This window comes from Sanguibacter sp. Z6_81 (genome assembly GCF_057180625.1).
In genome coordinates this window covers 91,255-117,720 of the sequence record NZ_JBXUFV010000002.1, presented here as the reverse complement: position 1 = coordinate 117,720, position 26,466 = coordinate 91,255, and the positions used below count along the sequence as shown (strand labels likewise).

At 71.9% G+C, this 26,466-nt stretch carries 22 protein-coding genes; 2 read left to right on the top strand and 20 right to left on the bottom strand.

Features of this window, described 5'->3' with window-relative positions; genetic code table 11:
• Positions 1-78: 78 nt before the first annotated feature.
• From lgt to AC2AXK_RS05480, 10 genes are all read right to left on the bottom strand, one after another.
• Positions 79-987 (bottom strand): prolipoprotein diacylglyceryl transferase, encoded by a 909-nt coding sequence (gene lgt / locus AC2AXK_RS05525; protein WP_484344358.1) that lies wholly within the window; start codon positions 985-987, stop codon positions 79-81.
• Positions 984-1,808, bottom strand: coding sequence for a tryptophan synthase subunit alpha (trpA, locus tag AC2AXK_RS05520; RefSeq protein WP_484344357.1), 825 nt, complete (start codon positions 1,806-1,808; stop codon positions 984-986). The genes lgt and trpA overlap by 4 nt, the downstream gene beginning before the upstream one ends.
• Positions 1,805-3,049, bottom strand: a complete 1,245-nt coding sequence (gene trpB / locus AC2AXK_RS05515) for a tryptophan synthase subunit beta (protein ID WP_484344356.1) — start codon at positions 3,047-3,049, stop codon at positions 1,805-1,807. Before trpB ends, trpA begins: the two co-directional genes overlap by 4 nt.
• Positions 3,050-3,140: 91 nt before the next feature.
• Entirely contained in the window at positions 3,141-3,953 is an 813-nt protein-coding gene (trpC, locus tag AC2AXK_RS05510) for an indole-3-glycerol phosphate synthase TrpC (RefSeq protein WP_484344355.1), read from the bottom strand.
• A gap of 185 nt (positions 3,954-4,138) precedes the next feature.
• Entirely contained in the window at positions 4,139-4,408 is a 270-nt protein-coding gene (locus AC2AXK_RS05505) for an HGxxPAAW family protein (protein WP_484344354.1), read from the bottom strand.
• A gap of 64 nt (positions 4,409-4,472) precedes the next feature.
• Positions 4,473-5,204 (bottom strand): Trp biosynthesis-associated membrane protein, encoded by a 732-nt coding sequence (locus AC2AXK_RS05500; RefSeq protein WP_484344353.1) that lies wholly within the window; start codon positions 5,202-5,204, stop codon positions 4,473-4,475.
• Positions 5,201-6,772: an anthranilate synthase component I gene (locus AC2AXK_RS05495; RefSeq protein ID WP_484344899.1), complete on the bottom strand. Its 1,572-nt coding sequence runs from the start codon at positions 6,770-6,772 to the stop codon at positions 5,201-5,203. Before AC2AXK_RS05495 ends, AC2AXK_RS05500 begins: the two co-directional genes overlap by 4 nt.
• An 8-nt stretch (positions 6,773-6,780) precedes the next feature.
• Positions 6,781-7,197, bottom strand: a complete 417-nt coding sequence (gene hisI, locus AC2AXK_RS05490; RefSeq protein WP_484344352.1) for a phosphoribosyl-AMP cyclohydrolase — start codon at positions 7,195-7,197, stop codon at positions 6,781-6,783.
• 99 nt (positions 7,198-7,296) lie between these two features.
• Complete coding sequence (locus tag AC2AXK_RS05485; protein WP_484344351.1) at positions 7,297-9,132, bottom strand: ABC transporter ATP-binding protein; 1,836 nt, start codon at positions 9,130-9,132, stop codon at positions 7,297-7,299.
• Complete coding sequence (locus tag AC2AXK_RS05480) at positions 9,129-10,931, bottom strand: ABC transporter ATP-binding protein (RefSeq protein ID WP_484344350.1); 1,803 nt, start codon at positions 10,929-10,931, stop codon at positions 9,129-9,131. Before AC2AXK_RS05480 ends, AC2AXK_RS05485 begins: the two co-directional genes overlap by 4 nt.
• 127 nt (positions 10,932-11,058) lie before the next feature.
• On the opposite strand from AC2AXK_RS05480, the gene AC2AXK_RS05475 reads away from it, so the two are divergent.
• Positions 11,059-11,724, top strand: a complete 666-nt coding sequence (locus AC2AXK_RS05475; protein WP_484344349.1) for a TIGR03085 family metal-binding protein — start codon at positions 11,059-11,061, stop codon at positions 11,722-11,724.
• A gap of 11 nt (positions 11,725-11,735) precedes the next feature.
• Here the strand turns inward: AC2AXK_RS05475 and hisF are convergent, their stop codons facing one another.
• The 6 genes from hisF to AC2AXK_RS05445 all read right to left on the bottom strand — a co-directional run bounded on the left by hisF (position 11,736) and on the right by AC2AXK_RS05445 (position 16,713).
• On the bottom strand, positions 11,736-12,509 hold the full coding sequence (gene hisF / locus AC2AXK_RS05470) for an imidazole glycerol phosphate synthase subunit HisF (protein WP_484344348.1): 774 nt from the start codon (positions 12,507-12,509) through the stop codon (positions 11,736-11,738).
• Positions 12,510-12,631: 122 nt separating this feature from the next.
• Positions 12,632-13,537, bottom strand: a complete 906-nt coding sequence (locus AC2AXK_RS05465) for an FKBP-type peptidyl-prolyl cis-trans isomerase (protein ID WP_484344347.1) — start codon at positions 13,535-13,537, stop codon at positions 12,632-12,634.
• A 61-nt stretch (positions 13,538-13,598) separates the two neighbouring features.
• A complete protein-coding gene (pafA, locus tag AC2AXK_RS05460; protein WP_484344346.1) occupies positions 13,599-14,963 on the bottom strand; it encodes a Pup--protein ligase in 1,365 nt (454 codons plus the stop codon).
• The gene (prcA, locus tag AC2AXK_RS05455) at positions 14,960-15,667 is read right to left on the bottom strand and encodes a proteasome subunit alpha (protein ID WP_484344345.1); all 708 of its coding nucleotides are present in this window, start codon (positions 15,665-15,667) and stop codon (positions 14,960-14,962) included. The genes pafA and prcA overlap by 4 nt, the downstream gene beginning before the upstream one ends.
• Positions 15,664-16,515 carry a proteasome subunit beta gene (gene prcB / locus AC2AXK_RS05450; protein ID WP_484344344.1) on the bottom strand — a complete coding sequence of 284 codons (852 nt, stop codon included), beginning with the start codon at positions 16,513-16,515 and terminating at the stop codon, positions 15,664-15,666. The genes prcA and prcB overlap by 4 nt, the downstream gene beginning before the upstream one ends.
• A 6-nt stretch (positions 16,516-16,521) precedes the next feature.
• The gene (locus AC2AXK_RS05445) at positions 16,522-16,713 is read right to left on the bottom strand and encodes a ubiquitin-like protein Pup (protein ID WP_484344343.1); all 192 of its coding nucleotides are present in this window, start codon (positions 16,711-16,713) and stop codon (positions 16,522-16,524) included.
• A gap of 151 nt (positions 16,714-16,864) precedes the next feature.
• Here AC2AXK_RS05445 and AC2AXK_RS05440 point away from each other — a divergent pair, with 151 nt between their 5' ends.
• Positions 16,865-20,719, top strand: coding sequence for a DUF2157 domain-containing protein (locus AC2AXK_RS05440; RefSeq protein ID WP_484344342.1), 3,855 nt, complete (start codon positions 16,865-16,867; stop codon positions 20,717-20,719).
• Positions 20,720-20,727: 8 nt separating this feature from the next.
• Here AC2AXK_RS05440 and dop read toward each other — a convergent pair whose 3' ends face one another.
• The 4 genes from dop to AC2AXK_RS05420 form a co-directional block, all read right to left on the bottom strand.
• A complete protein-coding gene (dop, locus tag AC2AXK_RS05435) occupies positions 20,728-22,332 on the bottom strand; it encodes a depupylase/deamidase Dop (RefSeq protein WP_484344898.1) in 1,605 nt (534 codons plus the stop codon).
• A gap of 92 nt (positions 22,333-22,424) precedes the next feature.
• Positions 22,425-24,110, bottom strand: a complete 1,686-nt coding sequence (gene arc, locus AC2AXK_RS05430; RefSeq protein WP_484344341.1) for a proteasome ATPase — start codon at positions 24,108-24,110, stop codon at positions 22,425-22,427.
• 37 nt (positions 24,111-24,147) lie between these two features.
• Complete coding sequence (locus AC2AXK_RS05425; protein ID WP_484344340.1) at positions 24,148-25,296, bottom strand: tRNA (adenine-N1)-methyltransferase; 1,149 nt, start codon at positions 25,294-25,296, stop codon at positions 24,148-24,150.
• A gap of 6 nt (positions 25,297-25,302) precedes the next feature.
• Positions 25,303-26,430, bottom strand: a complete 1,128-nt coding sequence (locus tag AC2AXK_RS05420) for a site-2 protease family protein (protein ID WP_484344339.1) — start codon at positions 26,428-26,430, stop codon at positions 25,303-25,305.
• Between the last annotated feature and the right edge of the window lie 36 nt (positions 26,431-26,466).

The following is a 26,466-nucleotide window of genomic DNA, read 5'->3' as shown; positions in this document are numbered from 1 at the left end:
TGGGGACGTCCTTGGCCCAAACGACACGACAGTACTCGCCTGACGACGCGTTACCGCTATCGTACAAAGTGAAGTGCGTCACACGTCCTTGGGTGAGCTCTCGCCCGCATCCGCGGTGCTCCCCAGGACATCACGCTCGGAGCCCGTGAGGACCACGGATTCTTCGCGCTCGGGGTACCGACGGCTGAGGACGAGGAAGGCCACGAGGGCCACCAGGCCCACGACGATGGACGTCCACACGTTGAGCCGCAGGCCGAGCACGAGCTCCGCGGGATCGATCCGCAACGTCTCGATCCACAGGCGCCCCGCCGAGTAAAGGAACACGTAGAGCCAGAAGACCCGACCGTGACCGAGGCGGAACCGACGGTCGACCATGACGAGGAGCGCGGCGGCGGCGAGGTTCCACAGCATCTCGTAGAGGAACGTCGGATGGAACAGCGTGCCGCTCGCGAAGCCGGCGGGAAGGTGAGCGTCGTCGATCTGCAGGCCCCACGGGAGCGTGGTTGCCCCGCCGAAGAGCTCCTGGTTGAACCAGTTGCCGAGCCGACCGATGGCTTGCGCGACGAGGAGACCGGGCGCCAACGCGTCAGCGAACCCGGCGAAGGAGACACCCTGGCGACGGCACCCGATGTAGGCGCCGACCGCGCCGAACGCGACCGCACCCCAGATCCCGAGCCCGCCCTCCCAGATGGCGAAGGCCTTGAGCGGGTCCCCGCCCTCTCCGAAGTACGCGTCCGGCGAGGACAGCACGTGGTAGATGCGTCCCCCCACGATCCCGAAGGGCACCGCCCACAGCGCCACCTCGTACACCTGGTCGGCCGTCCCGCCCCGCTCGGTGAACCGACGGGCCGTGATCCACGCCGCTGCGATGATCCCCAGGAGGATCGCGAACGCGTACGCGCGCACCGGCAGGGGCCCGAGGTGCCACACGCCCTGCGCGGGACTCGGGATCGCCGCGAGGATCGCGGCCGCGTCGTGGCCGTTCACGTCCGGGGACCGCCTGACGACACGCGGGCAGCGCCCACGCCCTCCCGCAGCCCGCGCGCCACAGCGGCCATCGCGGCCAACCGCTCCGAGAAGGCACCGGCGCCCAGGAGCGGACGGACGAGCGCGGAGCCGACGATGACGCCGTCCGCGTACCGGCCGACCTCGGCAGCCTGCTCCGGGCGCGAGACCCCCAGACCGACGCACACGCGCTCTGCGCCAGCCTCGCGGGTGCTCGCGACGAGCTGCTCGGCCTTCGCGCCGACCGTGGCACGCTCACCGGTCACGCCCATGGTCGAGGCCGCGTAGACGAACCCGCGCGACGCCGCGGCCGTCGAGGCCAACCGGGCTGGGGTCGAGCTCGGCGCGACGAGGAACACCTTGTCGAGCCCGTGGTCGTCCGCAGCAGCGATCCACTCCCCCGCCTCGTCGGGGATGAGATCCGGAGTGATGAGCCCGGCGCCGCCCGCTGCTGCGAGGTCGCGGGCGAAGGCCTGCACGCCGTAGCGGAGGACCGGGTTGAAGTAGGTCATGGCGAGGACCGGTGCTCCGAGTGCAGCGACCGCCTCGACGACGGTGAACACGTCACGGACCCGCACACCACCCGCGAGAGCCACGTCCACGGCCTGCTGGATGGTCGCACCGTCCATGACCGGGTCGCTGTACGGGATGCCCAGCTCGAGGATGTCGACCCCGGAGGCGATGAGCTCGCGCGCGGCGGTGATCGACTGCTCGAGGTCGGGGAACCCGACCGGGAGGTAGCCGATGAGCGCCGGGCGCCCCTCCGCCTTCAGCTCGTCGATCCGTCGCGCTGTGGCGCTCATACGTCTGTGCCTTCCGTGAGGTCTGCGTCCGCGTCCACGAGGTCGAACCAACGCGCGGCGGTCGCGACGTCCTTGTCCCCCCGGCCGGAGAGGTTGACGAGGATGAGCTCGTCCGTCCGGCCTGCTGCCTGCGCCTCGAGGCCGAGGCGGATGGCGCCGGCCAGGGCGTGCGAGGACTCGATCGCGGGAATGATCCCCTCGGTCCGCGACAGCAGACGCATCGCGTCCATGGCCTCCGCGTCGGTCACGGGGCGGTACTCCGCCCGACCGATGCTGGCGAGGAACGAGTGCTGGGGACCCACCCCCGGGTAGTCGAGGCCTGCGGAGATCGAGTGGCTCTCGCTCGTCTGGCCGTCCTCGTCCTGGAGCAGGAAGGACCGGGCCCCGTGCAGCACCCCGGGGGCCCCGCCGGTGATGCTCGACGCGTGGCGTCCCGTCTCGACGCCGTCGCCGCCGGCCTCGAGGCCGACGAGACGCACGCCGGCGTCGTCGAGGAACGCGTCGAAGATGCCGATCGCGTTGGATCCGCCGCCCACGCACGCCGCCACGACGTCCGGCAGGCGCCCGGTGAGGTCGAGGACCTGCTGCCGGGCCTCGACGCCGATGATTCGCTGGAAGTCACGGACCATCGCGGGGAACGGGTGCGGGCCCGCGGCGGTGCCGAAGACGTAGTTCGTCGTCTCGACGTTCGTGACCCAGTCCCGCAACGCCTCGTTGATGGCGTCCTTGAGCGTCCGCGACCCGGCCGTCACCGGGACGACCTCGGCTCCGAGCAGACGCATCCGCGCGACGTTGAGGGCCTGACGTTCGGTGTCCTCCTCGCCCATGTACACGACGCACTCGAGGTCGAACAACGCGGCCGCCGTCGCCGTGGCGACACCATGCTGCCCGGCGCCGGTCTCCGCGATGACGCGCTTCTTGCCGATCCGCTTCGTCAGGAGCGCCTGGCCCAGGACATTGTTGATCTTGTGCGATCCGGTGTGGTTGAGGTCTTCGCGCTTGAGGATGACGCGGGCACCGCCGGCATGCCGCGCGAAGCGGGGCACCTCGGTGATGATGCTCGGACGGCCGCTGTACGTGCGGTGGAGGTCAGCGAGCTGCTGACCGAAGACGGGGTCCTCGACCGCTGCCCGGTAGGCGACGTCGAGCTCGTCCAGGGCGGCGATGAGCGCCTCGGGGACGTACCGTCCCCCGAACTCGCCGAAGTACGGGCCTTGCTGGTTCTGCAGCGATGCGGTCACGGTAGTGCTCCTCGGTACTGACGTCTGCGGTCGCGGCGGCAGCCCGGGGCCGGGGCCCGTCGTACCTCGCGATGAACGAGCGGTCGTGCGGTCAGTGCCGTACGGCGCGAAGGGAGGGGTGCGAGCCCGCGGCAACGAGGTCGGCGACCGCGGACCGGGGTGACTCACCCGTGACGAGGGACTCGCCCACGAGGACCGCGTGGGCACCCGAGCGGGCGTAGTCCATGACGTCGTGGGGGCCACGGACACCGGACTCGGCGATCCGCACGATGCCCTCGGGCACGGCAGGGGCGAGAGTCGCGAACGTCGTGCGGTCCACCTCGAGCGTCTTGAGGTTGCGGGCGTTGACGCCCACCACCCGGGCGCCGGCGTCGACGGCCCGGCTGACCTCCTCGAGGGTGTGCACCTCGACGAGTGCGGTCATGCCCAACGAGTGCACCCGGTCGAGCAGGGACACGAGGACGGTCTGCTCGAGGGCCGCGACGATGAGCAGGACGAGGTCGGCACCATAGGCCCGCGCCTCCCAGACCTGGTACGGGGACACGACGAAGTCCTTGCGCAGGACGGGGATGTCCACCGCGGCGCGGACAGCCTGGAGGTCGGCCAGGCTGCCACCGAACCGGCGCTGCTCGGTGAGGACAGAGATGACCGACGCGCCACCCTTCTCGTACTCCCGTGCGAGCGCGGCCGGGTCTTCGATGGACGCCAGCGCGCCCTTGCTCGGGCTCGAGCGCTTGACCTCGGCGATGACGCCGACCGCGTCCTCGGCGCTCAGACGGGTGATGCACTCGAGAGCGCCGGTCTGGCGTTGCGCCCTCTCCTTGAGCACCGAGAGAGGTGTCGCCGCCTCGCGCTCCGCGAGGTCCTCCCGAACTCCCGCGATGATGTCATCGAGTACCGTCATGACGCCTCTTCTCCCCCGCCAGCAACCTGCCACCCACGTTCTCGAAGACGCTCCCCGAGATCTGCGTCGCGCCACCGCCCCCGGCGGCCCGACCTACGGGCCATGGTAGGTCGACTCGACCTGTGCCCCTCACCGCGTCACGCACCGTGAGACGCGTCACGACGGCAGGGGCTCGGACGGTGGTGCTAGCGCTCGTTCGGGTCGTCGGTGCCGATCCGCTTCTGACCGTAGCCCGCGACAGAGAGCAGCTTGCCGCCGACGAGCCCGACGACGACGATCGCCGCGCCCACGAGGACCAGCCAGACGAGAGCGAAGCACATGGCCACACCAGCGACGACGGAGCCGAGCACGACCGTCCCGGTCGTGAACCACGCCGCGGTGGTGTGCCCGTGGTTCGTGGGCGGCGTGGACGGAGGGAGGTAGGAGACCTCGGTGCGTGCGGAGCTGTCAGCCATCGGTGGTGCCTTTCATCAAAGAGTCGTCCCAGGGTATCGAACCGGCGCAGGTGCGCAGCGCCAGTCAGGTCGGGTCGTCGCCCTGACTCAGCGCGTCCCAGGCCTCGCGCTCGTCGATCGGCCCGTCCTGCGCGCCCCGCGCACTCTCCCCAGGACGCGGGGCGACGGTCCCCGGCGCAGCCGCCCCGGACGCCCCCGCCTGGGCTGCGGGAGCGTCGTAGCGCTGCGCGCGGCGGGACCAGTCCACGCGCGAGAGCAGGGCTCCGAGCACGACGAGGAGGATCGCCGCACCGAGTGCCGCGGCCACGTACGGCGCGGCCGTGACCTCGACCCCGGAGGTCGACTCGCTCGTTCCTGTGACCTCTGCCACGGCGGAGCGCGCCGCCTCGTCCGGGGACACGATGATGTCGATGCCTGCCAGCGTCACCACGAGCCCGCCGAGCGCGACCACGCCCAGGACGAGCCATCGACCGATGCGCCCGACGAGCCCGAGGGCGAGGGCCGCCGCGACGACGACGAGCGCCGCTGCGCTCGCACCGGGGGCGGCGGTGGTCCCCGAGACGGCGACGTCGACCTCCGGTGCCAGGGCGGTCGCGCCGGTCGCGCGCACCCACGTCGGCGTCGCAGCGACGAGCGTCGCCACGCCGAGCACGACGAGGGCGAGCACCACGTCGCGTCGCCGTCTGCCCGGTCGGGCCACGCCCTGGTCCCCCGGCTGGGTCTTCTCCGGGTCCCCCGGCTGGTTCTTCTCCGGGTCCCCCGGCTGGGGCGTCCTGGGTTTCTCGGGCTGAGTCATCCTCGCGTCCGGAGCCGGCTCGCGATCTGCACGGCCCGCACGGCGGCGGCAGCCTTGTTGCGCGACTCCTCGTACTCGAGCGCCGGGACGGAGTCGGCGACGATCCCGCCCCCGGCCTGCACGCTGGCCCGCTGACCGCGGATGAGGGCCGTGCGGATCGCGATCGCCATGTCCATCGTCCCGTCGAAGCCGAAGTACCCGACCGTCCCACCGTAGATCCCGCGCGAGGCGGGCTCGAGCTCGTCGATGAGAGCGATCGCGCGGGGCTTCGGCGCTCCGGACAACGTGCCGGCGGGGAACGTCGCCCGGAGCACGTCCAGAGCCGTCGCGCCGTCGCGCAGCGCCCCGACGACCGTCGAGCAGATGTGCATGATGTGGCTGTAGCGCTTGATCGCCATGAACTCCACGACCTCGACGCTCGTCGGCTCGCACACCTTGACGAGGTCGTTGCGCGAGAGGTCGACGAGCATGATGTGCTCGGCCACCTCCTTGGGGTCGGCGAGGAGCTCGACCCCGAGCTGCACGTCGGTCTCGGGCGTGGTGCCGCGTGGCCGCGACCCCGCGATGGGGAACGTCACGACTCGTCCGTCGACGACCTTCGCCAGCGTCTCCGGGCTGGACCCGACGACGGCGAAGTCCCGACCCCGCGCGTCGACGAGCTGGAAGTAGTACATGTACGGGCTGGGGTTGATGGTCCGCAGCACGCGGTACACGTCGAGCGGCGACGCCGTGCACTCGAGGTCGAGGCGCTGGGAGATGACGACCTGGAACACCTCGCCCTCGCGGATCGCCTCCTTGCCCGCGAGGACCGCGCTCTCGAACTCGGCGCGGGTCGAGCGGAACTCGAGCTCCGGCTCGTCGGCCTCGACGAGGGCACGCTGCACCGCGCCGGACCCGGCGCCCGCAGCCGCTGCGAGACGCCGCTCCATGTCGTCCAGCCGCGCACGGGCGTCGGCGTACGCCTCGTCGACGCGCTCGTCGGAGTCGTCGAAGTTGATCGCGTTCGCGATGAGCCACACGCTGCCGTCGACGTGGTCGACGACCGCGAGGTCGCTCGCGAGGCACAGCGTCAGCTCGGGGACGTCGAGCTCGTCGGGCGCGTTCGCGGGCAGGGTCGGCTCCCAGCGGCGCACGACGTCCCAGCCGAGGGCACCCACGAGACCTCCGGTCAGCGGAGGCAGGCCGGGGATCGCGTCGGTGTGCAGCGCACGGAGGGTCGCGTCCAGCACGTCCAACGGTGCGCCGGCTGTCGGGATCCCGGCCGGAACCTCTCCGCTCCAGACGGCGTCGTCCCCCTCGACGGAGAGCGTCGCACGCGAGTGGACACCCACGAACGAGTACCGCGACCATCCGCCGTCGATCTCGGCGGACTCCATGATGAACGTGCCCGGTCGGCCGCCCGCCAGTGCCCGGTAGAGCGCCACAGGGGTCATGTCGTCGGCGAGCAGCCGACGGACGACGGGCACGACGCGCCGATCGGCCGCGAGGTCCCGGAAGCCTTCCAGCGCCGGCCACGTGCGGCCCCAGGCGAGGTCCGCTGCACTCGGTGCGGGCGTCGGTCGGGTCAGGCTCGTGGTCACGCCGATGGCTCCTTCTCCTGCTCGGTTTGCGGTCCGGTGACGACGGCGGGCAGCTCGCCGCCCTCGATGAAGCATGTCCGGGCGCCCGTGTGGCACGCTGCGCCCACCTGGTCGACCTCGACGAGCAGCGCGTCGCCGTCGCAGTCGAGGGACACGCGGCGGACCCACTGCACGTGACCGGACGTGTCGCCCTTGCGCCAGTACTCCTGCCGGGAGCGGGAGTAGAAGGTCACGCGTCCGGAGCGGAGGGTACGCGCGAGCGCCTCGTCGTCCATCCACCCCAGCATGAGCACCTCGCGGGTGTCGTGCTGCTGCACGACGGCCGCGACGAGGCCGGCCGCGTCGCGCTTGAGGCGCGCCGCCACGGCGGGGTCGAGGGAGCTCTCGGGAACGGTGGGCGATGACGTCAGCACCGGTGAATCCTCCCACGTCCGTTCGGCGGGGTCACGCCCGCGCGCGGCCACCGGCCCGCGCGCGGCCACCGGGCCGGGCCCGGGACCGCCGACGGCCTGTCAGCGGACCTGGACCACCCATGCCGAGTGCATCCTCGAGTACGTGCCGCCTGCGTGGACGAGCTCGGCGTGCGAGCCGACCTCGACGACCCGTCCGGCGTCGACGACGACCACGAGGTCGGCCGCCTCGGCCGTCGAGAGACGGTGCGCGATGGTGATGGTGCTGCGTCCCTGGGTCAGCGAGTCCAGGGCGCGTGCGATGCGCACCTCCGCAGCGGGGTCGACGGCAGACGTGGCCTCGTCGAGGACGAGCAGGTCCGCCCCGGCGAGGTAGGCCCGAGCGATCGCGACGAGCTGCCGCTCCCCGGCCGACAGCGACTCCCCACGCTGACCGACAGGCGTGTCGAGCCCGTCGGACAGATCCGCGACCCAGTCCTCGAGCCCGAGGTCCCGCAGCGCACGCGACAGCATCTCGGCCAGGTGCGGACCGGTGGCGCCGTCCTCGGCGCCCGGGGCTCCGCCGACGATCTCCGGCCGGTACCCGTACGCGATGTTCTCCCCGAGGGTGCCGTCGAACAGGAAGCCCTCCTGCGGCACCATGACGACACGGGCACGCAGGCTGCGTGCCGACAGCTCCCGCAGGTCGGTGCCGTCGAGCAGCACGCGCCCACGGGTGGGATCCATGAGACGGGTCGCGAGCTTCGCGATGGTCGTCTTGCCGGAGCCTGTGGCACCGACGACCGCGACGCGGGTGCGTGCGGGCAGGTGGAGGGTGACGTCGTGGAGGATCTCCGGGCCGCCCGGGTACGCGAACGACACGCCCTCGAGGTCGACGCGAGCGGGGCCGCGCGGGCTGTGCACCCCGTCCTCGCCCGGGTCGGTGACCGTGACGGGCGCCTGGATGACGGCGAGCACCCGGCGCCACCCCGCGACCGCGTTCTGCAGCTCGTTGAGGATCTCGGTGGCCATCTGCACGGGTCCCGTGAAGAGCTGGACGAGGAAGAGGAAGGCCAGCAGCTGACCGATCGTCAGGCCACCACCTACGCCGACGTAGGAGCCGACGACGACGACAGCGGACAGCACGAGGTTCGCGACGAGCACTCCGCCGGAGAACACGACGCTCACGAGCTTCTGAGCACGCACCGCAGCCTTGCGGTTCTCCTCGATCGCTGTGTCGATCCGTCGACCGGTGCGTGCGCTCACGCCGTACGCGCGCAGCGTCTCGGCGCCGACGACGGCCTCGGAGACCGCTCCGAGCATCGCGCCGACCTTCGCCCGGACCGCCGTGTAGGCGGCGCTCACCCGCTTCTGCGCGGGGCGCAGCACGAAGAACAGGGGAAGGAAGCACAGCCAGACGACGAGGGTGAGCTGCCACGAGTACACGGTCATGAGGACGGTCGCCGCGAGGAGCTGGAAGATCGAGACGAGGAGCATGATCCCGCCCCACTGGACGAACATCGAGATCGTGTCGACGTCCGACGTCACGCGGGACACGAGGGATCCCCGGCGTTCGGTGCTCTGCGTGAGGACCGAGAGGTCGTGGACGTGCCGGAACGCGCGCACGCGCAGCGCGGCGAGCCCGCGCTCCGTGCTGCGGAACAGCCGGACGTTCACGAGTGTCGAGCACGCAGCGGCGAGCACGAGCACGCCGGCAGCCAGGCACACGAGGAGCACGACCCGGTCGGCGTCGACGCCGCCTTCTGCCCGGATCCCGGTGTCGACCGTCTGCTGCACGGTGAGCGGCACGACGATCCGGCCCGCCGCCGCGACCATCGCGAGCAGCAGGGTGACCCGGATGCCCTCGACGATCTGCGGGGAGATGGCCAGGCCCTGGCGCAGGGTGCTCCAGACGCCCGAGGTCGTCGCGGACGCGATCGAGCCGTGTGAATCGGTCATCGTCCGACCTCCTCGTCGGTGGGTTCCTCGTCCGTGAGCTCCTCGCGGCGTGCCGCTTCGCGCTGGTAGGCGAGCGCGAGGTCTCGGTAGCCCTCGTCACGAGCGAGCAGCTCCTCGTGCGATCCGCTGTCCACGATGCGCCCGCCCTCGATGTGCACGACGAGGTCCGCGAGCGCGACGCTCGACATGCGGTAGGCGACCATGACGACCGTCGCCCCGGTGCGCTCGCGCAGCCCGGCGAGGATCGCCTGCTCCACCTCGGGGTCGACGGCGGACGTGGCGTCGTCGAGGACGAGCAGGCGCGGCTGCCGGACGAGCGCGCGGGCGATCGCGATGCGTTGCCGCTGCCCGCCCGAGAGGTTCGCGCCACGCTCGCCCAGTGGCGACGACAGGCCGAGCGGGAGGTTGCGCACGACGCCGTCCATCCGCGCGAGCGCGAGGGCGTCCCACACCTCCTCGTCGCCGGGGCCGTCCTCGGCGTCGTCGTCCATGAGCGTGATGTTCGAACGGATCGAGTCCTCGAAGATGAAGGTCGTCTGCGCCACGAGCGCGACGGCGGACGTGAGGCTCGCCGGGGTGAGGGTGCGCACGTCGATCCCGTCGAGGAGGACGCGTCCGCTCGTCGGGTCCGAGAGCCTGCTGAGCAGGGACACGAGCGTCGTCTTCCCCGCACCGGTCGCGCCGACGACGGCGACCGTCTGGCCCGGGCGGACGTCGATGCTCACGTCGCGCAGCAGGTGCGCCACGCCGGTCGGGAGCGGGACCGCCACACCCACCTCGTCGAAGGCGACGGCGATCCCGTGCTCGCCCGCACCACCGGGCGCGGGCAGGGGGGTCGTACCGGGCACGAGCATGCCGGGCGCGTCGAGCACGCGGGAGATGCGGTCGTACCCGACGAGGCCACGGGGAAGCTCTCCGAGCACCCAGCCGAACGCACGGACCGGGACGGCCATCATCGTCAGGAGGTACGCGGCAGAGACGACCTGGCCCGTCTCGACGAGGCCGGCCCGCACCCGGAAGGTGCCGACGAGCAGCACGAGGAGGGTGCCCAGGGAGGGCAGGACCTCGATGACCGGGTCGAAGAACGCGCGGATGGTCCCGACGCGGATGCTCGCGTCCTTGAGCGCGTCGGTCTTCTCGGTGAAGCGCTCCTCCTCCCGGTCCTCGGTGCCGAGGGACTTCACGAGCAGCGCACCTTCGAAACTTTCGTGCGCGACGTCGGCGACCTCCGCCCGCAGCTGCTGGGCGTGCGTGATCGCCGGCGACATGAACCGTTGGAAGACGAGGTTCGCGAGGACGGCGAGGGGCAGGATGCTCAACGCCGCCACCGCGAGCCAGACGTCGAGCTGGAGGAGCGCCACGGCGGCGACGCCGATCATCACGCACACCCCGAGGGCGAACGGCAGCGGGTTGAACACGCCGGTCGCGGCCTCGACGTCGGAGCTCACGTTGGACAGCAGCTGGCCGGCCGGGTGCGCCCGGTGCCACGTCATCGGCAGCTCGAGGTACCGGTGGGTGACCGCGCGCCGGTGTCGCGCCTGCAGGTTCGAGATGCCGATCCCCGCGAGGATCCGCCGGGTCGCGACGCTCACAGCGAGCGACACGGCGACCGCCGCGAGCGCGAGGCCTCCCACCCATGCGTCCACCGCGGGCCGGGACCCCTCGAGCACGGGCACGACGACGTCGTCGGTCACCCGTCCGAGCACCTGGCTCACCGCGACGGTGAGTGCCCCGAAGGCGGCGGAGGCGACGATCGCCCAGACATAGATGCGCCACTCGGCTCTGATGCCACGAGCCATGAGCCCGACGGAGCGTTGTGCACGGGACCCTCGAAGGGCGTGCGAATTCACGATACTTTCGGTCCTTCCAGGGGGATCACAGCATCGTCTCACGGCAAAGGTCGCCAGGCCGTGCCACGATGAAGGAATGGAAAATTCCACCCGCTCGAACACCGTGCCGCAGCACCACCAGGAGCGCCTCGCGCTCGCCGACGCGCTCCTCGCCGCCGGTCCCGGCGCGCCGACCTTGTGCGAGGGGTGGTCCACCGAGCACCTCGCTGCCCACCTGTACCTGCGTGAGGCGCGTCCCTGGGCGCTCACTCCGCGTGCGATCGACGACCTCGCCACGGACTCGGCCGATCCGGCAGCCTTCACCGATCTCGTGCGCCGCGTGGCCCGCCGCCCGCACAGGTTGTCACCCAGGAGCTGGGCGGGCGACCTCATGAACGGCGTGGAGTTCTACGTCCACCGACAGGACGTCGTCCGCGCGGGCGCCGACGTCACCGATGAGACCACCGCGCCCGAGGTCGAGGAGCTGCTCTGGAACCAGCTCAGGCGCGCTGCACCGTTGCTCTACCGCAAGGCCGGCGTCGGTGTGATCCTCGCGGCCGACACCGGCCCGCGGACCGTCGCACGCAGGCCACGTGACGGGCACGGGAGCGTCGTCCTGCGCGGCAGCGTCGCGGATCTCCTCCTGCACGCGTTCGGGCGTGGCGCCGCCACCCGGGTCCGCCGTGAGGGCTCGGAGCCCGACGTCGCGACGATGGACGCCGCGTTCCCGCCCCCGAGCTCCCCCCCTGCGTCGGACAGCTGACCGCGGTCTGCTCAGCGACGGACCTCAACACCCGCGTCGCCCATCGCGTCCTTCACCTGACCGATCGTCAGGCGTCCGAAGTGAAAGACGCTCGCCGCGAGCACGGCGTCGGCGCCAGCACGCGCGGCAGCGACGAAGTCCTCAGGCGCCGCCGCACCACCGCTGGCGATGAGCGGGACCGACACGACACTGCGGATCGCCGAGAACATCTCGAGGTCGTAACCGTCGTACGTCCCGTCGGCGTCCATCGAGTTGAGCAGGATCTCGCCGGCGCCCAGCTCGGCGGCCCGCACAGCCCATTCGCGTGCATCGATGCCTGTCCCCCGGCGTCCGCCGTGGGTCGTCACCTCGTAGCCGGAGTCCGTGCGGGTGTCACCCGTGACCCGCCGGGCGTCCACCGAGAGCACGAGCACCTGGCTGCCGAACCGGTCGGCGATCTCGGACAGCAGCTCGGGCCGGGCGATGGCCGCCGTGTTCACGCCGACCTTGTCGGCGCCCGCACGCAGCAGGCGGTCGACGTCGTCCGCGCTGCGCACGCCGCCCCCGACGGTCAGGGGGATGAACACCTGTTCCGCGGTGCGCCGGACGACGTCGTACGTCGTGGCGCGGTTCCCTGAGGACGCCGAGACGTCGAGGAACGTCAGCTCGTCGGCGCCCTGCGCGTCGTAGCGCGCCGCGAGCTCGACCGGGTCGCCGGCGTCCCGCAGGTTCTCGAAGTTGACGCCCTTGACGACACGTCCGGCGTCGACATCGAGGCACGGGACCACTCGGACCGAGACAGACATGGGCTCCTGCTTCCTGAGGGCGACCGCCACTCCTGCTTACCGCCGGAACCGTACCCGCCGGGGCGCGCCCGGTGCCAACCGATACCAGGGCCGGGCGGCGGGCCGTCGGGAGACCGGCCGGGTCAGGCGGGTGCAGCCGGGGACACCGCGAGGATGTCGACGACATAGACGAGCGTCTCTGCCGCGAGGTCGTTGCCGCTCGGGCCGAATCCGAGGTCCGGCGGCACCACCACCATGACCTGGCTACCCACGGGGAGGTCGACGAGGCCTTCGTCGAGCCCTTCGATGAGCGTGTCCGTGCCGAGCGTCACCGTGCGCGGCAGCAGGTCCGCACCCCAGGAGGTGTCGAAGAGCTCACCCGTGGACCACTTGTACGCGACGTACTGGATGACGACCTGCCGCCCCGCGGTCACCTGGTCGCCAGCACCGCGGACGGTCTGCCGCACGACGGGGGTCGCGGGCGGTGCCGTCTCTGCGGGGATCGTCACCTGCGGTTCCCCGCTCTCGTCACGGGTCACCGTCGGGAGCCCGGCCTCGGGGTCGGCAGAGGTGCCCACCGCGTGGGTGGGCATGATGTCGATGCTCATGACGAGCGGCACTCCGTCCGCCTCGACGACATGAAGGATCCGGGACCCGACCGTCTGCCCCATGAGGGTCGAGTGGAGGTCTGGACCGATGGCGTCCGCCGTCAGCAGGTAGGGACGAGGGACCGTCGCGAAGTCGTCCCGGACGACGGTGCCGTCCGCGCCGTTCTCGGAGTAGATGTAGAGCAGCACCGGCTCGCCCTCGACGAGCTCGGCTCCGTCTCCCTCCCACACGACCTTGGTCAGGGGCTCGTCGACGTCCACCGGGGGCGTGTAGACGAGATCTGGGGCCGAGCCGCCCGTCCCCGTGATCTCGACGAGCGGTCCAGGGTCCTCGGTCGGGGTGGGGCCGTCCTCGGCGTCGGGGGCGCACGCGACGAGACCGACGACGCAGAAGGCAGCACACAGGGACAGAGCTCGGGTTCGAAGGGTCCGCAGGGGCATAGCCCGATATTTTAGGTGAGCAGCCTGAGAGTCCCGGCCAGGTTCGTCGGTGGGGCGATGCTCACATGCTCTCGATGAGGCGATCGACACGCTCGTCGACATTCTGGAAGGGGTCCTTGCACAGCACGGTCCGTTGAGCCTGGTCGTTGAGCTTGAGGTGCACCCAGTCGACCGTGTAGTCCCTGCGTGCCTCCTGCGCTCTGCGGACGAAGTCGCCCCGCAGCTTTGCCCGGGTCGTGGGCGGCGGGACAGCGGTGGACTCGAGGACCTCGATGTCGCTCGCGACCCGCTTGACGAGACCGCGCGCCGCGAGCAGGTTGTACAGCCCCTCGGTGCGTGAGATGTCGTGGTACGCCAGATCGAGCCGAGCGATCCTCGGGTCGCCGAGGTCGATCGAGTGCTTCTCCTGGTAGCGCCGGATCAGCCGGAGCTTGATCACCCAGTCCAGCTCACGGTCCACGTCAGTGAGGTCCCCGGACTCGAGAGCGACGAGACCGCGGTGCCACAGGTCGAAGACCCGCGCGTCCATGGCGGACATCTCCTCGCCGCCCTCCACGAGGTCTCGTACGCGAGTGAGGTACTCCTGCTGGAGATCGATCGCGGTGATCGTCCGCCCGGTCGCCAGGACCACGGGCGCCTTGCCCGTCATGTCGTGACTGATCTCACGGATGGCCCGGATGGGGTTCTCGAGGGCCAGGTCCCGCATCGGCAGACCGGCCTCGACGAGCCGGAGCACCATGTCGGTCGACCCCATCTTGAGCATCGTCGTCGGCTCCGCCATCGAGGAGTCACCCACGATGACGTGCAGCCGCCGGTACTTCTCCGCGTCGGCGTGCGGCTCGTCGCGCGTGTTGATGATCGGGCGGGAGCGCGTCGTGGCGCTCGAGACCGCCTCCCAGATGTGGTCGGCCCGCTGCGACAAGCAGTACGTCGCTCCCTTGGGCGTCTGCTGGACGCGCCCGGCGCCGGTGAGCACCTGCCGGGTGATGAGGAACGGGACCAGGACGTCAGCCAGCCGGGTGAAGTCTCCCTGGCGTCGCACGAGATAGTTCTCGTGGCAGCCGTACGAGTTGCCCGCCGAGTCGGTGTTGTTCTTGAACAGATGGATCCGCCCGGGGATCCCTTCGAGCTCGAGCCGCTGCTGGGCGTCCGCGACGAGTCCCTCGAGGATCCGTTCGCCACCACGGTCGTACGCGACGAGCTGACGTATGTCGTCGCACTCGGCCGTGGCGTACTCGGGGTGCGAGCCGACGTCGAGATAGAGCCGGGACCCGTTGCGCAGGAAGACGTTGGAGGAGCGCCCCCACGCCACGACCTTGCGGAACAGGTACCGGGCCACCTCGTCCGCAGAGAGGCTGGGGCCGTCGGGGTTCGCGCACGTCACCCCGAACTCGGTCTCCAGCCCGAAGATCCGGCGGGTGCTCACGCCCCCTCCAGGAGCTCGTCGAGCGTCGAGCCGGTGATGCGGCGGAACGCACGCCGCGGCCGGTCACGATCGAGCACCGCGACCTCGAGCCCGCTTGCCGGGATCACGGGCTCCGGTGCCTCGCCGGAGCCCTGAGCGGGAGTGGCCAGCACCCTGCGGACGAGGGCGAGCACCTCGGCCAGGCCGAGCCCGGGCCGCCACTCCTCGGCGAGCACGTCCCGCAGCTGCTCGGACCGCCCGCCCATGACGACGAAGCCGTGCTCGTCGGCGACCGACCCGTCGTAGGAGAGGCGGTAGATCTGGTCGTCCGCCGGGGTCTGCCCGACCTCTGCCACGACGAGCTCGACCTCGAGCGGCTTCGACTCCGTCGTGAACACCGTCCCGAGAGTCTGCGCGTAGGCGTTCGCGAGTCCACGTGCGTTGACGTCGGTACGGTCGTAGGAGTACCCCCGCATGTCGGCGTACCGGACACCGGCGACCCGCAGGTTCTCGAACTCGTTGTACTTCCCCACGGCGGCGAACGCGATCTTGTCGTAGATCTCCGAGATCTTGTGCAGGGCGCGTGACGGGTTCTCCGTCGCGAACGCGATGCCCGCGTCATAGGCGGCCACGACGACCGAGCGACCGCGGGCGATCCCCTTGCGCGCGTAGTCGGCCCGGTCCTTCATGAGCTGCTCGGGCGAGACGTAGAACGGCATGCTCATCGCTGGTCCCCCGCCCCGCGCTCGCGCGCGTCCCGTACCTGTTGTTCCGCTGCGGCACGCGCGCGCAGGGTGTCTCCCGCGATCTCGCCGAGCTCTGCGTCCGGCACCCGCGCGTAGCCCTGGGCCGTGACGGTGGCCACGACGGGCCAGATCTGTCGGAGGACATCAGGCCCGGCCGTCGCCGAGTCGTCGTCAGCGGCGTCGAAGAGCGCCTCGACCGCCACCCTCACCGCGCCCGGTGCGTCGAGGCCGGGCCGCCACAGCTTCTTCAGGGAGCCGCGAGCGAAGACCGATCCCGAGCCGACGCTGTGATGATGACGTTCCTCGTACCGGCCGCCGGTCACGTCGTAGGAGAAGATCCGGCCGTACCCGCGGTCCACGTCGAAGCCGACGAACAGGGGGATGACGGCGAGCCCCTGCATGGCAAGGCCGAGGTTGCTCCGGATCATCGTCGAGAGCCGGTTCGCCTTGCCGTCGAGGGACAGCAGCGCTCGCTCGATCTTCTCGTAGTGCTCGAGCTCGAGCTGGAAGAGGCGCACGAGCTCGAGAGCGATGCCAGCGGACCCCGCGATGCCGAGTGCCGAGAACTCGTCCGCCGGGAACACCTTCTCGATCTCGCGGTGCGCGATCGCGGAGCCCATCGTCGCTCGACGGTCCCCCGCAAGGACGACGCCCCCGTCGAACGTCACCGCGACGATCGTCGTGCCGTGGGGGTTCTGCGGCGCGTCCCCGGCAGGCAGCGGAACCGGGACGAGTCGTGGGGCATGAGAGGACACGAGGTCGATGAACGACGCAGAGCCCTGGGCCAGGAACGCACCCGGCAGCCCGCCCGCGGAGTCGAGCTCCATGAGCGTCTACTGCCCGCCCTTCTGGACGAAGCCGCGGACGAAGGACTCCGCGTTGGACTCGAGCACCTCGTCGATCTCCTCGAGCAGCGCATCAACCTCGGTGTCCCGGGCCTGGGGGGCTGCGGCGACGGGAGCCGGTTCCGGCTCGTCGGACGGGCGGTCCTGGGCGCCGTGCTGCTGGTGTTCCTGGCCGGCCATGGTGCTCCTCCTGGCTTCCGGGGTCGCCGCCGGGTGACCTGCGACGATGATCTCCATCTAACCCTATCGACGCCGTGCTGGGGCGGTGGGCGTCCACAGGCTCGTCGAGGCTTTTCGCCAAGGAGCGGACGGTGCGGCAAGATCAGGCGCCATGACACGCCCCTGGCCAGCCCCGGCGAGCCCGCCCCTGCTCGACCGCGACGCGCTCGTGGACCCCACCCGCTGCCCGGCGTGCGCGTCCGCGTTGCCGGGGGCCGTCTGTGCTGTGTGCGGTCTCGACACGAGCGGACCCGCTGGCCTGGACCTGTGGAACACCACGCAGGAGGTCGTGTCCCTCCTAGCGAAGCGGGACGAGCTCATCGCGAGCATGCGCGCAGGCACCGCCCCACAGGCTGTCGTTGCCCCGCAGCCTGTCGTTGCCCCGCAGCCGGTCGTCACCTCGCAGCCTGTCGTCACCTCGCAGCCGGCGGTTGCCGCACCGCCTCGCGCCGCTGCACCGCCCCGTGCCGTCGCACCGCCGCGCACTCCGCCGCTCCCCGCCGCCGTCCGGTCACCGCTCGCCGCCGCTACCTACGAGCAGGTCGCGCACCATGCCCCGCGACCGTTCCCCCCTGCCCAGCCCCGCCGATCGTGGCCGCTCCAGAACGTTCTGCTCGCCCTCGGCGCCGTCCTGCTGGGCGGCGCGAGCATCGTCTTCCTTGCCTTCACCTGGGGCTCCATGCCCGTGGCCGTGCGGGCCCTGATCATCGTCGGGCTCACCACGCTGTTCTTCGCGCTCGCCTCCGTGGCCCGGCGCCGCCAGCTGAGCTCCTCGGCGGAAGCACTCGCGGCGGTGGGCTCCCTCCTCGTCGTGCTGGACGTCTGGGCACTGCGGGCAACCGGTCTGCTCGACCTGCCTGACGGGCCCTGGTATCTCGCGGTCGTCGCCGCAGTGAGCGCGGCCGTTCTCGTGCCGCTCGGACGACGGCTGCGGCTCGCGGCTCCCCGCGTGGTGGGCACTGTCCTCGTGCCGTGCGCGCCCGCGCTGCTCGGCATGTCGCTGGGGTCGCCGACCGCCCGGGCACCCCTGCTCGCTGTGGCCGTCGGCGCCTGCGCCCTCGCACTCGACGGCCGGTGCGAGCCCCGCGCCGTCCGGGTACTGCGAGTCGGCGCCGTCGCGCTGCTCGCACTCTGCGCGATGACGACGTTCGGCGCCCTTCTCGTCGACGGCCCTCTCGGCGCGGCGGGCGGCCTGACCGCGGCCGCACTCGTGTGCTTCCTGTGGTCCGGGCTGACGACCCACCCCGTCCTCGAGACCCGGCCCGCGGGCGCCCCGCCGGGCGCCCCGCCGGGCGGCCCGGCCCGGTCCGGGTGGTCCGTCGCGGCGGGCACGAGCAGCGTGCTGGCCGCGGCGGCACTCGCCACCGGTCTCCTCCAGGCCGTCCTCGATGCCGGATGGGACGGGTGGCTCTCGGCGCACGCGCTCTGGGCAGCGCCGCTCGGCGCGACGTGCGGAGCATTCCTCGTCTCGGCAGCCGTGCGCAGGTACCCACAGCTCGGCGCCGCGGCGTCACCCGCCGCCTCGACGACGCTCTCCGTCATCGCAGTCCTTCCGGCGACCACCGCGGTAGCTCTGCTCGCCGCCGCGGCGCTCGTGCCGTCCTCGGCCGTCGACGGCCTCGACCTCCTCGTCGTGACGACGGTCGCGGGGCTCCTCGTTGCCGCTGCTGGGCTTGTCGTCGTGCACATGCGGCATCCGGCGCGGATGCCAGCCGCCCGCATCGCCGCCCTGTGCGCTGGCCTGGCGGTCCTCATGCTGGGTCTCCTGCCCAGCTCTCCCCCGTGGCGGGCCACGGTCTGGCTCGCCCTCCCCCTCCTGCTCGTCGTCCATGGAGAGCGCCGCATGGCGAGCCCGTGGCGGACCGCGAGCCGGGGAACCGCGCTCGCCGGGGTGGGTCTCACCGTGGCGCTCGGCAGCGCCGCGAGCGCCGGAGCGGCCGAGTCCTCCCGGACCACCGGCGAGATCATCCTCGCCGCGGGGTTGCTCGGCGCGGCCGTGCTCCTCGTCATGGCTCGTGGGTGGCAGCCACCCAGGACCGCGGATGCGACCAGCCGGGTGCGCGACAGCCTGACCCTGGGCGCGACGGTCCTCGGGGCGACGGGCCTCGGCCTCGGCGTCCAGGCGCTCGTCGACGTGCGATCGATCGGCTGGTTCGTCGCCGCCCTGGCCGTCCTGCTGCCAGTCGCCGCGCTGTCCGTGACGTCCCTGCGCGCGCCGTCCACCACGGCGCCGCACGGCGGCACCCCGCGCGAGGGGTCCGCGCCGCGTCCTGTCCTGCTGCTCGCGGCCGTCCTGACCTCCGCACCTGCACTCTTCGTCGGTGGTGTCGAACCATCAGTCCCCGCGATCACCACCGACGTCCCCGACGGGGTCGTCGCGCTGGCCGTCGTCGTCGCCGCCCTGTCTCTCCTCACCGCGGTGGCTCTGAGCGTCGGACGGTCCCGGGCGACGCCGCTGCGTGCTTGCGCCGCGGGCCTCGTGCCGGTGCTCGTCGTCGTGTGCGTCCTGTCGCTGCGTCCGCTCGACGATGGTGAGCGCGTGCTCTGGGCGCTCATGTGCGTCAGCGCCGTGGCGCTGCTCCCTGCCGCTGCGGCGCTGCTCCCGGTCCCGCAGACGGCCCGCCGAGCGATGGAGCTGAGCGCCGTCGGCCTCGGGCTGCTCGCCACCGTCGTCGTCGCCGCGACGAGCCCCCCGCAGGCGCTCATCGCCGCGCTCCTCGTCCAGGCCGCGGGCGCTCTCGCATGGGCCCTCACGCCACAGCGCCACGCGGCCGGGTGGTTCGCGCTAGGTCTCGCGGTCGCCGGGTCATGGGTCGCGCTCGCCGAGCGCCAGGTCTCCCATCCCGAGGCGTACACGGCGCCCGGCGCGACGGTCCTCGTCCTCGTCGGGCTGTACGGCCTCGCCCGACGACGGACCACCACCCCCCGCGCCCTGCTCGGCGGCGTCGGGGCACTTCTGCTGCCGACCACGCTCATGGCGCCCGTGGCGGCCGGATGGCGGGCACCGGCACTCGCCGCTGCTGTCCTCGTCCTCGTCGCGAGCGCCGTGATCGTGGACCGCTCCGACCGCGGCACGCGCCCTGCGGTCTGGGCACCGACCGCGAGCGGCGTCGCGCTCCTGGCGCTCGGCGCCGCGGCCATCGGCGTCGGCGGTCGCGCCGTCGTCCTTGCGGCCACCGGGGATGCGTCGGCCCTGCTGTGGGTAGCGATCGCGACGTCGCTCGTCGCGACGTCCTGCCTCGTCCTCGGCCGCGCGTGGGCCTGGCAGCCGCTGCGCGGGCCGCGCGTCTGGGGCCCGACGCTCGTCACGACCGTGCTCACGGTGCCCCTCGTGGCACTCCTCATCGAGGACGACGTCACCGGTGCGGGCGGCTGGGCCGTGCTGGTCGTGGCGCTGTGGGGCGCCGCTGCGGTGCTCGGAACCCCTCCCGGGCTCCCTCCGGTGGCGTCCCGCACCGAGTTCCTGCGGCGCGCCACCCCGCCGCTCGTCGGAGCCGAGCTCACCGCGCTCAGCCTGGCGGGCACGAGCGCGCCGACGGATCTCCTTTTCGTTGTCGCTGGCGGGCTCGTCGCCTACGTCACCGTGCGGTTCACCCAGGTCGAGCCGCAGGTCCCCACATGGCGGAGCCTCGCCTACGGGGTCCTCGCCACGCTCGTGCCGATCACGCTCGCCCTGCTTGCCGAGCCCACGGGCTGGCGCATCGCGCTCGGCACGACGCTCGCCGCTGGATGGGTGCTCGCCGGCGTCCGGTTCGGGTGGCAGGCACCGGTCGCGCTCGGCGGGGCCGCGCTCGCCGTGCAGGTCGTCGCGCTCGCAGGACCACCGGCGCTCGCTGCGCTCGCCGGCGTTCCCGGATGGCTGGTGCTTGCCCTCGTGGGCGGTGTCCTGCTCCTCCTCGGACTCACCTACGAACGGCAGATCCGGACCGCCAGGGCCAGCGCGCGGTGGTACTCCCAGCTGCGCTGACGCCGGCGTCAGCCCCGGAGCGCCTCGAGGAAGGCGCCAGCGTCGCTCGCGGCCTCGAACAAGGGACCGACGTGCTCGACGGTGCCGCGCCACGGGTCCATCATCGGCACGCGCTGCAGGGACGGCGCCCCCGGGATGTCGAAGATCACCGAGTCCCAGCTCGCTGCGGAGACGTTCGCGCCGAAGCGAGCCATCGCCTCGCCGCGGAAGTACGCACGCGTGTCGGTGGGCGGATGAGCCACGGCTCGCCCCACCTCGTCGTCCGTCGTCAGCCGCTCCACGGCACCCGCCGCGACGAGGCGGTGGTAGACCCCCCGCTCGGGCCGCACGTCCGACCACTGGAGGTCCATCGCCGCCAGTCGCGGATGGTCCCAGGCAAGCCCGTCTCGGGTGCGCAACCCGTCGAGGAGCCGCAGCTTGGCCACCCACTCGACGTCCCGGGCGCACGACCCCGGGTCTGTCACGAGGCGGTCGAGGACCGAGCGCCAACGGTCCATGACCACCCGCGTGTCGTCGTCCCAGCCCGTCACGTCGAGCGCCCGGACCACGGCCGCAAGGTAGGCATGCTGAACCTCGAGCGCGGACAGCGACCTGCCGTCCACGAGCGCGAGCCGGCCGGTGAGCGCACGGTCACGGCTCACCTGTGCCACGGCAGCCACGGGATCGGCCAGGCGCAGGGATGCGAGCTCAGCCCGCAGGCCGGGGACGTCGCCCAGGTGCTCGAGTGCCCACAGCACGAGCGAGGTCGTGCCGAGCTTGAGGAACGTCGCTGTCTCGAAGAGGTTCGCGTCCCCGATGATGAGGTGCAGCCGACGCCACCGGGCGCGGTCCGCGTGCGGCTCGTCGCGGGTGTTGATGATCGGCCGCCGCAGGGTCGTCTCGAGCCCGACCTCCGCCTCCATGAAGTCCGCACGCTGCGACAGCTGGAACCCGGGCTCCTGGCCGGTCGCGCCGAGCCCGACCCGACCCGACCCCGTGAAGACGGTGCGGGTGACGAGGAACGACGTGAGGAGCTCGATGATCACGTCGAAGGGCAGGTCGCGCTCGACGAGAAAGTTCTCGTGCGTCCCGTAGCTCGCGCCCTTGCCGTCGGTGTTGTTCTTGTACAGCTGGATGTCGACACCCATCGACCGCGCCACCTCGCGGGACGCAGCGAGCATGATGCGCTCGCCGGCGACGTCCCACCGTACGGCGTCCAGCGGGTTCGTCACCTCCGGCGAGGAGTACTCGGGGTGCGCGTGGTCGACGTAGAACCGCGCACCGTTGGTGAGGATCGCGTTGGCGGCGCTCGGGTCGTCGTACACCTCGGCCGTGGAGCGTGCGACGTCCTCGAACGGACCGCCGGCCTCGGCCTGCTGGTCCCCGACCGCCGGTCCGGGCGCGGCCGGGCGCGTGGGGTCGTCGGTGAGCATCGACGGGTGGGCCGACGCGCGCTGGACGTGAAATCCCCGGGCGTCGAGCAGCGGGTCCTCGTCGTCGTAGTCCCAGCGGGCGCGGCCCCGGGCGCTCGAGCTGATCGCCCGGTACGCGGTGACGACCTGGCTCGACATGAGCATCGGGTTGGCCATCGGGTTCCCCCGCTGCAGGACGCCGTACTCGGTCTCGATCCCCATCACACGTCGCACAGTCACCCGGCTACCCTAGCCGCGCGCTCCGATCCTGGCTGCGCGCCGGCCGGGGCGGTGCGCGTCCGTCAGCCGACGGCCTAGAGGTACTGCCCGGTGTTCGTCACCGTGTCGATCGTCCGGGCGCCCGCGGACTTCCCCCGACCGTTCTTGTCCTGGACGATCGTCCGGATGAAGACGATCCGCTCGCCCTTCTTCCCCGAGATCCGGGCCCAGTCGTCGGGGTTCGTCGTGTTGGGCAGGTCCTCGTTCTCCTTGAACTCGTCCACGCACGCGGTGATGAGGTGCTCCACCCGGATCCCGCGCTGCCCGGACGCCAGGAAGTCCTTGATCGCCGTCTTCTTCGCCCGGTCGACGATGTTCTGGATCATGGCGCCGGAGTTGAAGTCCTTGAAGTACAGGATCTCCTTGTCCCCCGAGGCGTAGGTGACCTCGAGGAACTCGTTCTCCTCCGCGTCGGAGTACATGCGCTCGACCACCCTCTGCACCATGGCCGCGATGGCGGCACCGGGGTCGCCCCCGTGCTCCGCGAGGTCGTCCTCGTGGATCGGGAGGTCCGCGGTGAGGTACTTGCCGAAGATCTCCCGCGCACCCTCCGCGTCCGGCCGTTCGATCTTGATCTTCACGTCGAGCCGCCCCGGACGCAGGATCGCGGGGTCGATCATGTCCTCGCGGTTGGACGCACCGATGACGATGACGTTGTCGAGGCGCTCGACACCGTCGATCTCGCTGAGCAGCTGGGGGACGATCGTCGTCTCGACGTCCGACGACAGCCCTGTCCCGCGCGTGCGGAACAGGGACTCCATCTCGTCGAAGAACACGACCACGGGGCTTCCTTGTGAAGCCTTCTCCCGGGCACGGGCGAAGATGAGCCGGATGTGCCGCTCGGTCTCCCCCACGTACTTGTTGAGCAGCTCGGGGCCCTTGACGTTGAGGAAGTAGCTCTTCGCCTGCGACGACGTCTCGGGCGAGCGCCCGTCCTGCGCGGCCGCGGTGGCGGCCCGGCGCTCCACGGCCGCTGCGAGCGACCGTGCGACGGCCTTGGCGATGAGCGTCTTGCCGCACCCGGGCGGGCCGTAGAGCAGGATGCCCTTCGGAGGACGCAACCCGTGCTCCCGAAAGAGTTCGGGGTGGTTGAAGGGCAGCTCGACGGCATCCCGGATGAGCTCGATCTGCGGGCCGAGCCCCCCGATGTCCTCGTAGTCGATGTCCGGCACCTCTTCGAGGACGAGGTCCTGGACCTCCGCCGTCGGGATCCGCTCGAACACGAAGCCCGAGCGGGTGTCTGCGGTGAGGGCGTCCCCGACGCGCAGGGGCCCGTCGGCGAGCGGCCCGGCGAGCCGCACGACGCGCTCGTCGTCGGACCGACCGACGACGAGCGCGCGCCCGTCGTCGAGGAGCTCCTTGACGGTGACGAGCTCGCCCACCGCCTCGAAACCGCCCGCGCTGACGACGGTCAGGGCCTCGTTGAGCTTGATCTCCTGACCGGGCCGCAGCGCACCGAGGTCGAGTGACGGGCTCGCACCGACGTGCATCTTGCGGCCCGCGGACATGATGTCGACGGTGCCGTCCTCGTGGGCGGCGAGGAACACGGCGTACGTCCCGGGGGGCTTGGCAAGCTCCTCGATCTGGCTCTGCAGCTCGAGGATCTTCCCGCGCGCCTCGACGAGCACCTGCGCGAGGCGTTCGTTCTGCGCAGAGAGCGCGGCGAGCCTGCGTGCCTGCTCGTCGCTGCCGCGTCCCGGCCCGGATGACGTGTCGCTCATGTCGCTGCCCCTGTCCCTTGCCCGAGTACCGACCTTGTCACAGATCGGACGTCGTCGCCCCACCCTCCGTCAACGCGTCCGTCGGTGGCGTGTCCTCGTGCTGCGCCTCCCCGGGGGCGAGGGTCGGCGCCGTGACGGGCTTCTCCTCGCCGACCGGGGGGGCCTGACCGACGTCGCGGCGCACCCGGCGCACCTTCTTGTCCGACACGGCGCGCTCGCCGAGCTCCTCGGCGCTCCACTCGGCGTCCACCGGGTAGGCGCCCTTCGACGGCCGGCGGCGGCGGACGGGAGCGTCCGTGCCGACGGCCATCCGACGCGCGGTGAGCAGGAACCCGGTGTGTCCGACCATGCGGTGCTGGGGCCGGACGGCCAGACCCTCGAGGTGCCAGCCGCGGACCATCGTCTCGAAGGCCTCCGGCTCGGTGAACCGCCCGTCGTCACGCAGGTCCTCGGCGAGCCGGGACAGCTGCGTCGTCGTCGCCACGTAGCAGACGAGCACCCCGCCGGGGGCGAGCGCGTCGGCGACGGCCTCGAGGTTCTCCCACGGGGCGAGCATGTCGAGCACGACCCGGTCGATGGTCCCGGGCTCCGCGACGGTCGGCAGGACGTCCGAGAGGTCGCCGATCGACAGGTGCCAGGCGGGGTGCTCCCCACCGAAGAACTGCTCGACGTTGCCGCGAGCGATCGCGGCGAAGTCCTCCCGGCGCTCGATCGAGTGCAGCATCCCCTCGTCGCCGACGGCACGCAGGAGGGACATGGTCAGGGCGCCCGAGCCCACACCGGCCTCGATGACCCTGGCGCCCGGGTAGATGTCCGCCATCGCGACGATCTGCCCGGCGTCCTTGGGGTACACGACGGCCGCGCCTCGCGGCATGGAGAGCGTGTAGTCGCTGAGCAGGGGCCGCAGCGCCAGGTAGTCGATGCCGGAGGTGGTGGTCACCACGGAACCCTCGGGGCGACCGATGATCTCGTCGTGCGCGAAGTAGCCGCGGTGCGTGTGGAAGGCCGCGCCCGCGCTCAGCGTGATGGTGTGCAGCCGCCCACGCGGGTCGGTGAGCTGGACGCGGTCTCCCGACCGGAAGACGCCCCGTCGTGCCCGTGCTCCCGTCGGACCGGACTGGTCGTCCGTGTCGGACCGGTGGAGGTCGGGGACGTCGGGCGGGAGCTCGCTGAGTTGGTCGGTCACAGCGGTTCAGTCTAGGTGCACCGCACGCGCGACGTCGGACACCCGCAGCAGGCCCACGACCGCGCCTGACGACACGACCGGGCACACGGAGGTCTGTCGGGCTGCTGCTGACACAGCAGCGTGGAGAGCAGGGCCGCGCAGGTCCGCGTCGATCAGGCTGCCCGGCGGGAACGCGGTCGCGAGGGTCTGGACGGGTGTGGATCTGGCGGTGGTCGTCAGCACCTCGTGCGTCGCCTCGTCGTCGAGGTATCCGACGGGGGCGCCCGCCGCGGTGAGCACGACGCGCAGGCCGTCGTCGTGCGCACCTCCGGTCGCGAGGAGCACGTCCCGCACCTCCTCGACCGTCGCCGCGGAGTCGACGACGACCACGGGGCGCGCGAGCCGCACGGGGTCGAGCGCATCGAGGCGCTCGCGACGCCGGCCGACCTCGAGCGCCTGCGTGGCGGCGACCCACATGAACACCCCCACGCACGACGCCCAGACGACGAGGAGGAGGTTGACCGGCTCCCCGCGCAGGGCCGGCACAGCGATGACGACCACGACCGCGAGCACACCGAGGATGCGGCCGCTGGTCGCCGCGACCCTCCTCCCGGTGGACCGGGAGCCCGTCGCCGCCCACACCGCGGCCTCGGCGACCTGACCGCCGTCGAGCGGCAGCCCCGGCAGGAGGTTGGCGGCGGCAACAGCCGCGTTCGCGTACGTGCTGAGGTAGAGCAGGAGCGCCGGGACGGTGTCCTCGACCTGCGCCCGGTAGGCGAGCCACGACCCGGCTGCGAGCGCGATGTTCGCCGCTGGACCGGCCAGTGCGACGAGCGCACTCGTCGCCGGGCTGGTCCGCTCCCCCGCGAGCCGCGTGTGCCCGCCCCAGAACGTGAGCGAGAGCTCGGTCACCGCGAGCCCGCGTGCACGGGCCACGAGCGCGTGCGAGAGCTCGTGGAGGAAGACGGAGAGCAGAAGGACGAGGACGACGAGGAACGCGCCGAGCAGCGCCCTGTCCGCGAGCGCCGGCGCGAGGACGCGGACGGTGGGCACGAACGCGAGGGTGAGGAACGCCACCATGACGAGCACGGACGGCTGGACGACGACGGGTGCGCCGACGACCCGTGCGATCACCCAGCCCCGGCGCCTGTCCACAGCCGTCACCCTACGCGGCGGACCATGTCGGACGCT

Bases quoted from the DNA above. Each gene is read 5' to 3' on its own strand.
- trpA (WP_484344357.1), bottom strand. From the start codon at position 1,808: ATGAGCGCCACAGCGCGACGGATCGACGAGCTGAAGGCGGAGGGGCGC.
- trpC (WP_484344355.1), bottom strand. From the start codon at position 3,953: ATGACGGTACTCGATGACATCATCGCGGGAGTTCGGGAGGACCTCGCG.
- AC2AXK_RS05505 (WP_484344354.1), bottom strand. From the start codon at position 4,408: ATGGCTGACAGCTCCGCACGCACCGAGGTCTCCTACCTCCCTCCGTCC.
- AC2AXK_RS05500 (WP_484344353.1), bottom strand. From the start codon at position 5,204: ATGACTCAGCCCGAGAAACCCAGGACGCCCCAGCCGGGGGACCCGGAG.
- AC2AXK_RS05485 (WP_484344351.1), bottom strand. From the start codon at position 9,132: ATGACCGATTCACACGGCTCGATCGCGTCCGCGACGACCTCGGGCGTC.
- AC2AXK_RS05480 (WP_484344350.1), bottom strand. From the start codon at position 10,931: ATGGCTCGTGGCATCAGAGCCGAGTGGCGCATCTATGTCTGGGCGATC.
- AC2AXK_RS05475 (WP_484344349.1), top strand. From the start codon at position 11,059: ATGGAAAATTCCACCCGCTCGAACACCGTGCCGCAGCACCACCAGGAG.
- hisF (WP_484344348.1), bottom strand. From the start codon at position 12,509: ATGTCTGTCTCGGTCCGAGTGGTCCCGTGCCTCGATGTCGACGCCGGA.
- AC2AXK_RS05465 (WP_484344347.1), bottom strand. From the start codon at position 13,537: ATGCCCCTGCGGACCCTTCGAACCCGAGCTCTGTCCCTGTGTGCTGCC.
- prcA (WP_484344345.1), bottom strand. From the start codon at position 15,667: ATGAGCATGCCGTTCTACGTCTCGCCCGAGCAGCTCATGAAGGACCGG.
- prcB (WP_484344344.1), bottom strand. From the start codon at position 16,515: ATGGAGCTCGACTCCGCGGGCGGGCTGCCGGGTGCGTTCCTGGCCCAG.
- AC2AXK_RS05445 (WP_484344343.1), bottom strand. From the start codon at position 16,713: ATGGCCGGCCAGGAACACCAGCAGCACGGCGCCCAGGACCGCCCGTCC.
- AC2AXK_RS05440 (WP_484344342.1), top strand. From the start codon at position 16,865: ATGACACGCCCCTGGCCAGCCCCGGCGAGCCCGCCCCTGCTCGACCGC.
- dop (WP_484344898.1), bottom strand. From the start codon at position 22,332: ATGGGGATCGAGACCGAGTACGGCGTCCTGCAGCGGGGGAACCCGATG.
- arc (WP_484344341.1), bottom strand. From the start codon at position 24,110: ATGAGCGACACGTCATCCGGGCCGGGACGCGGCAGCGACGAGCAGGCA.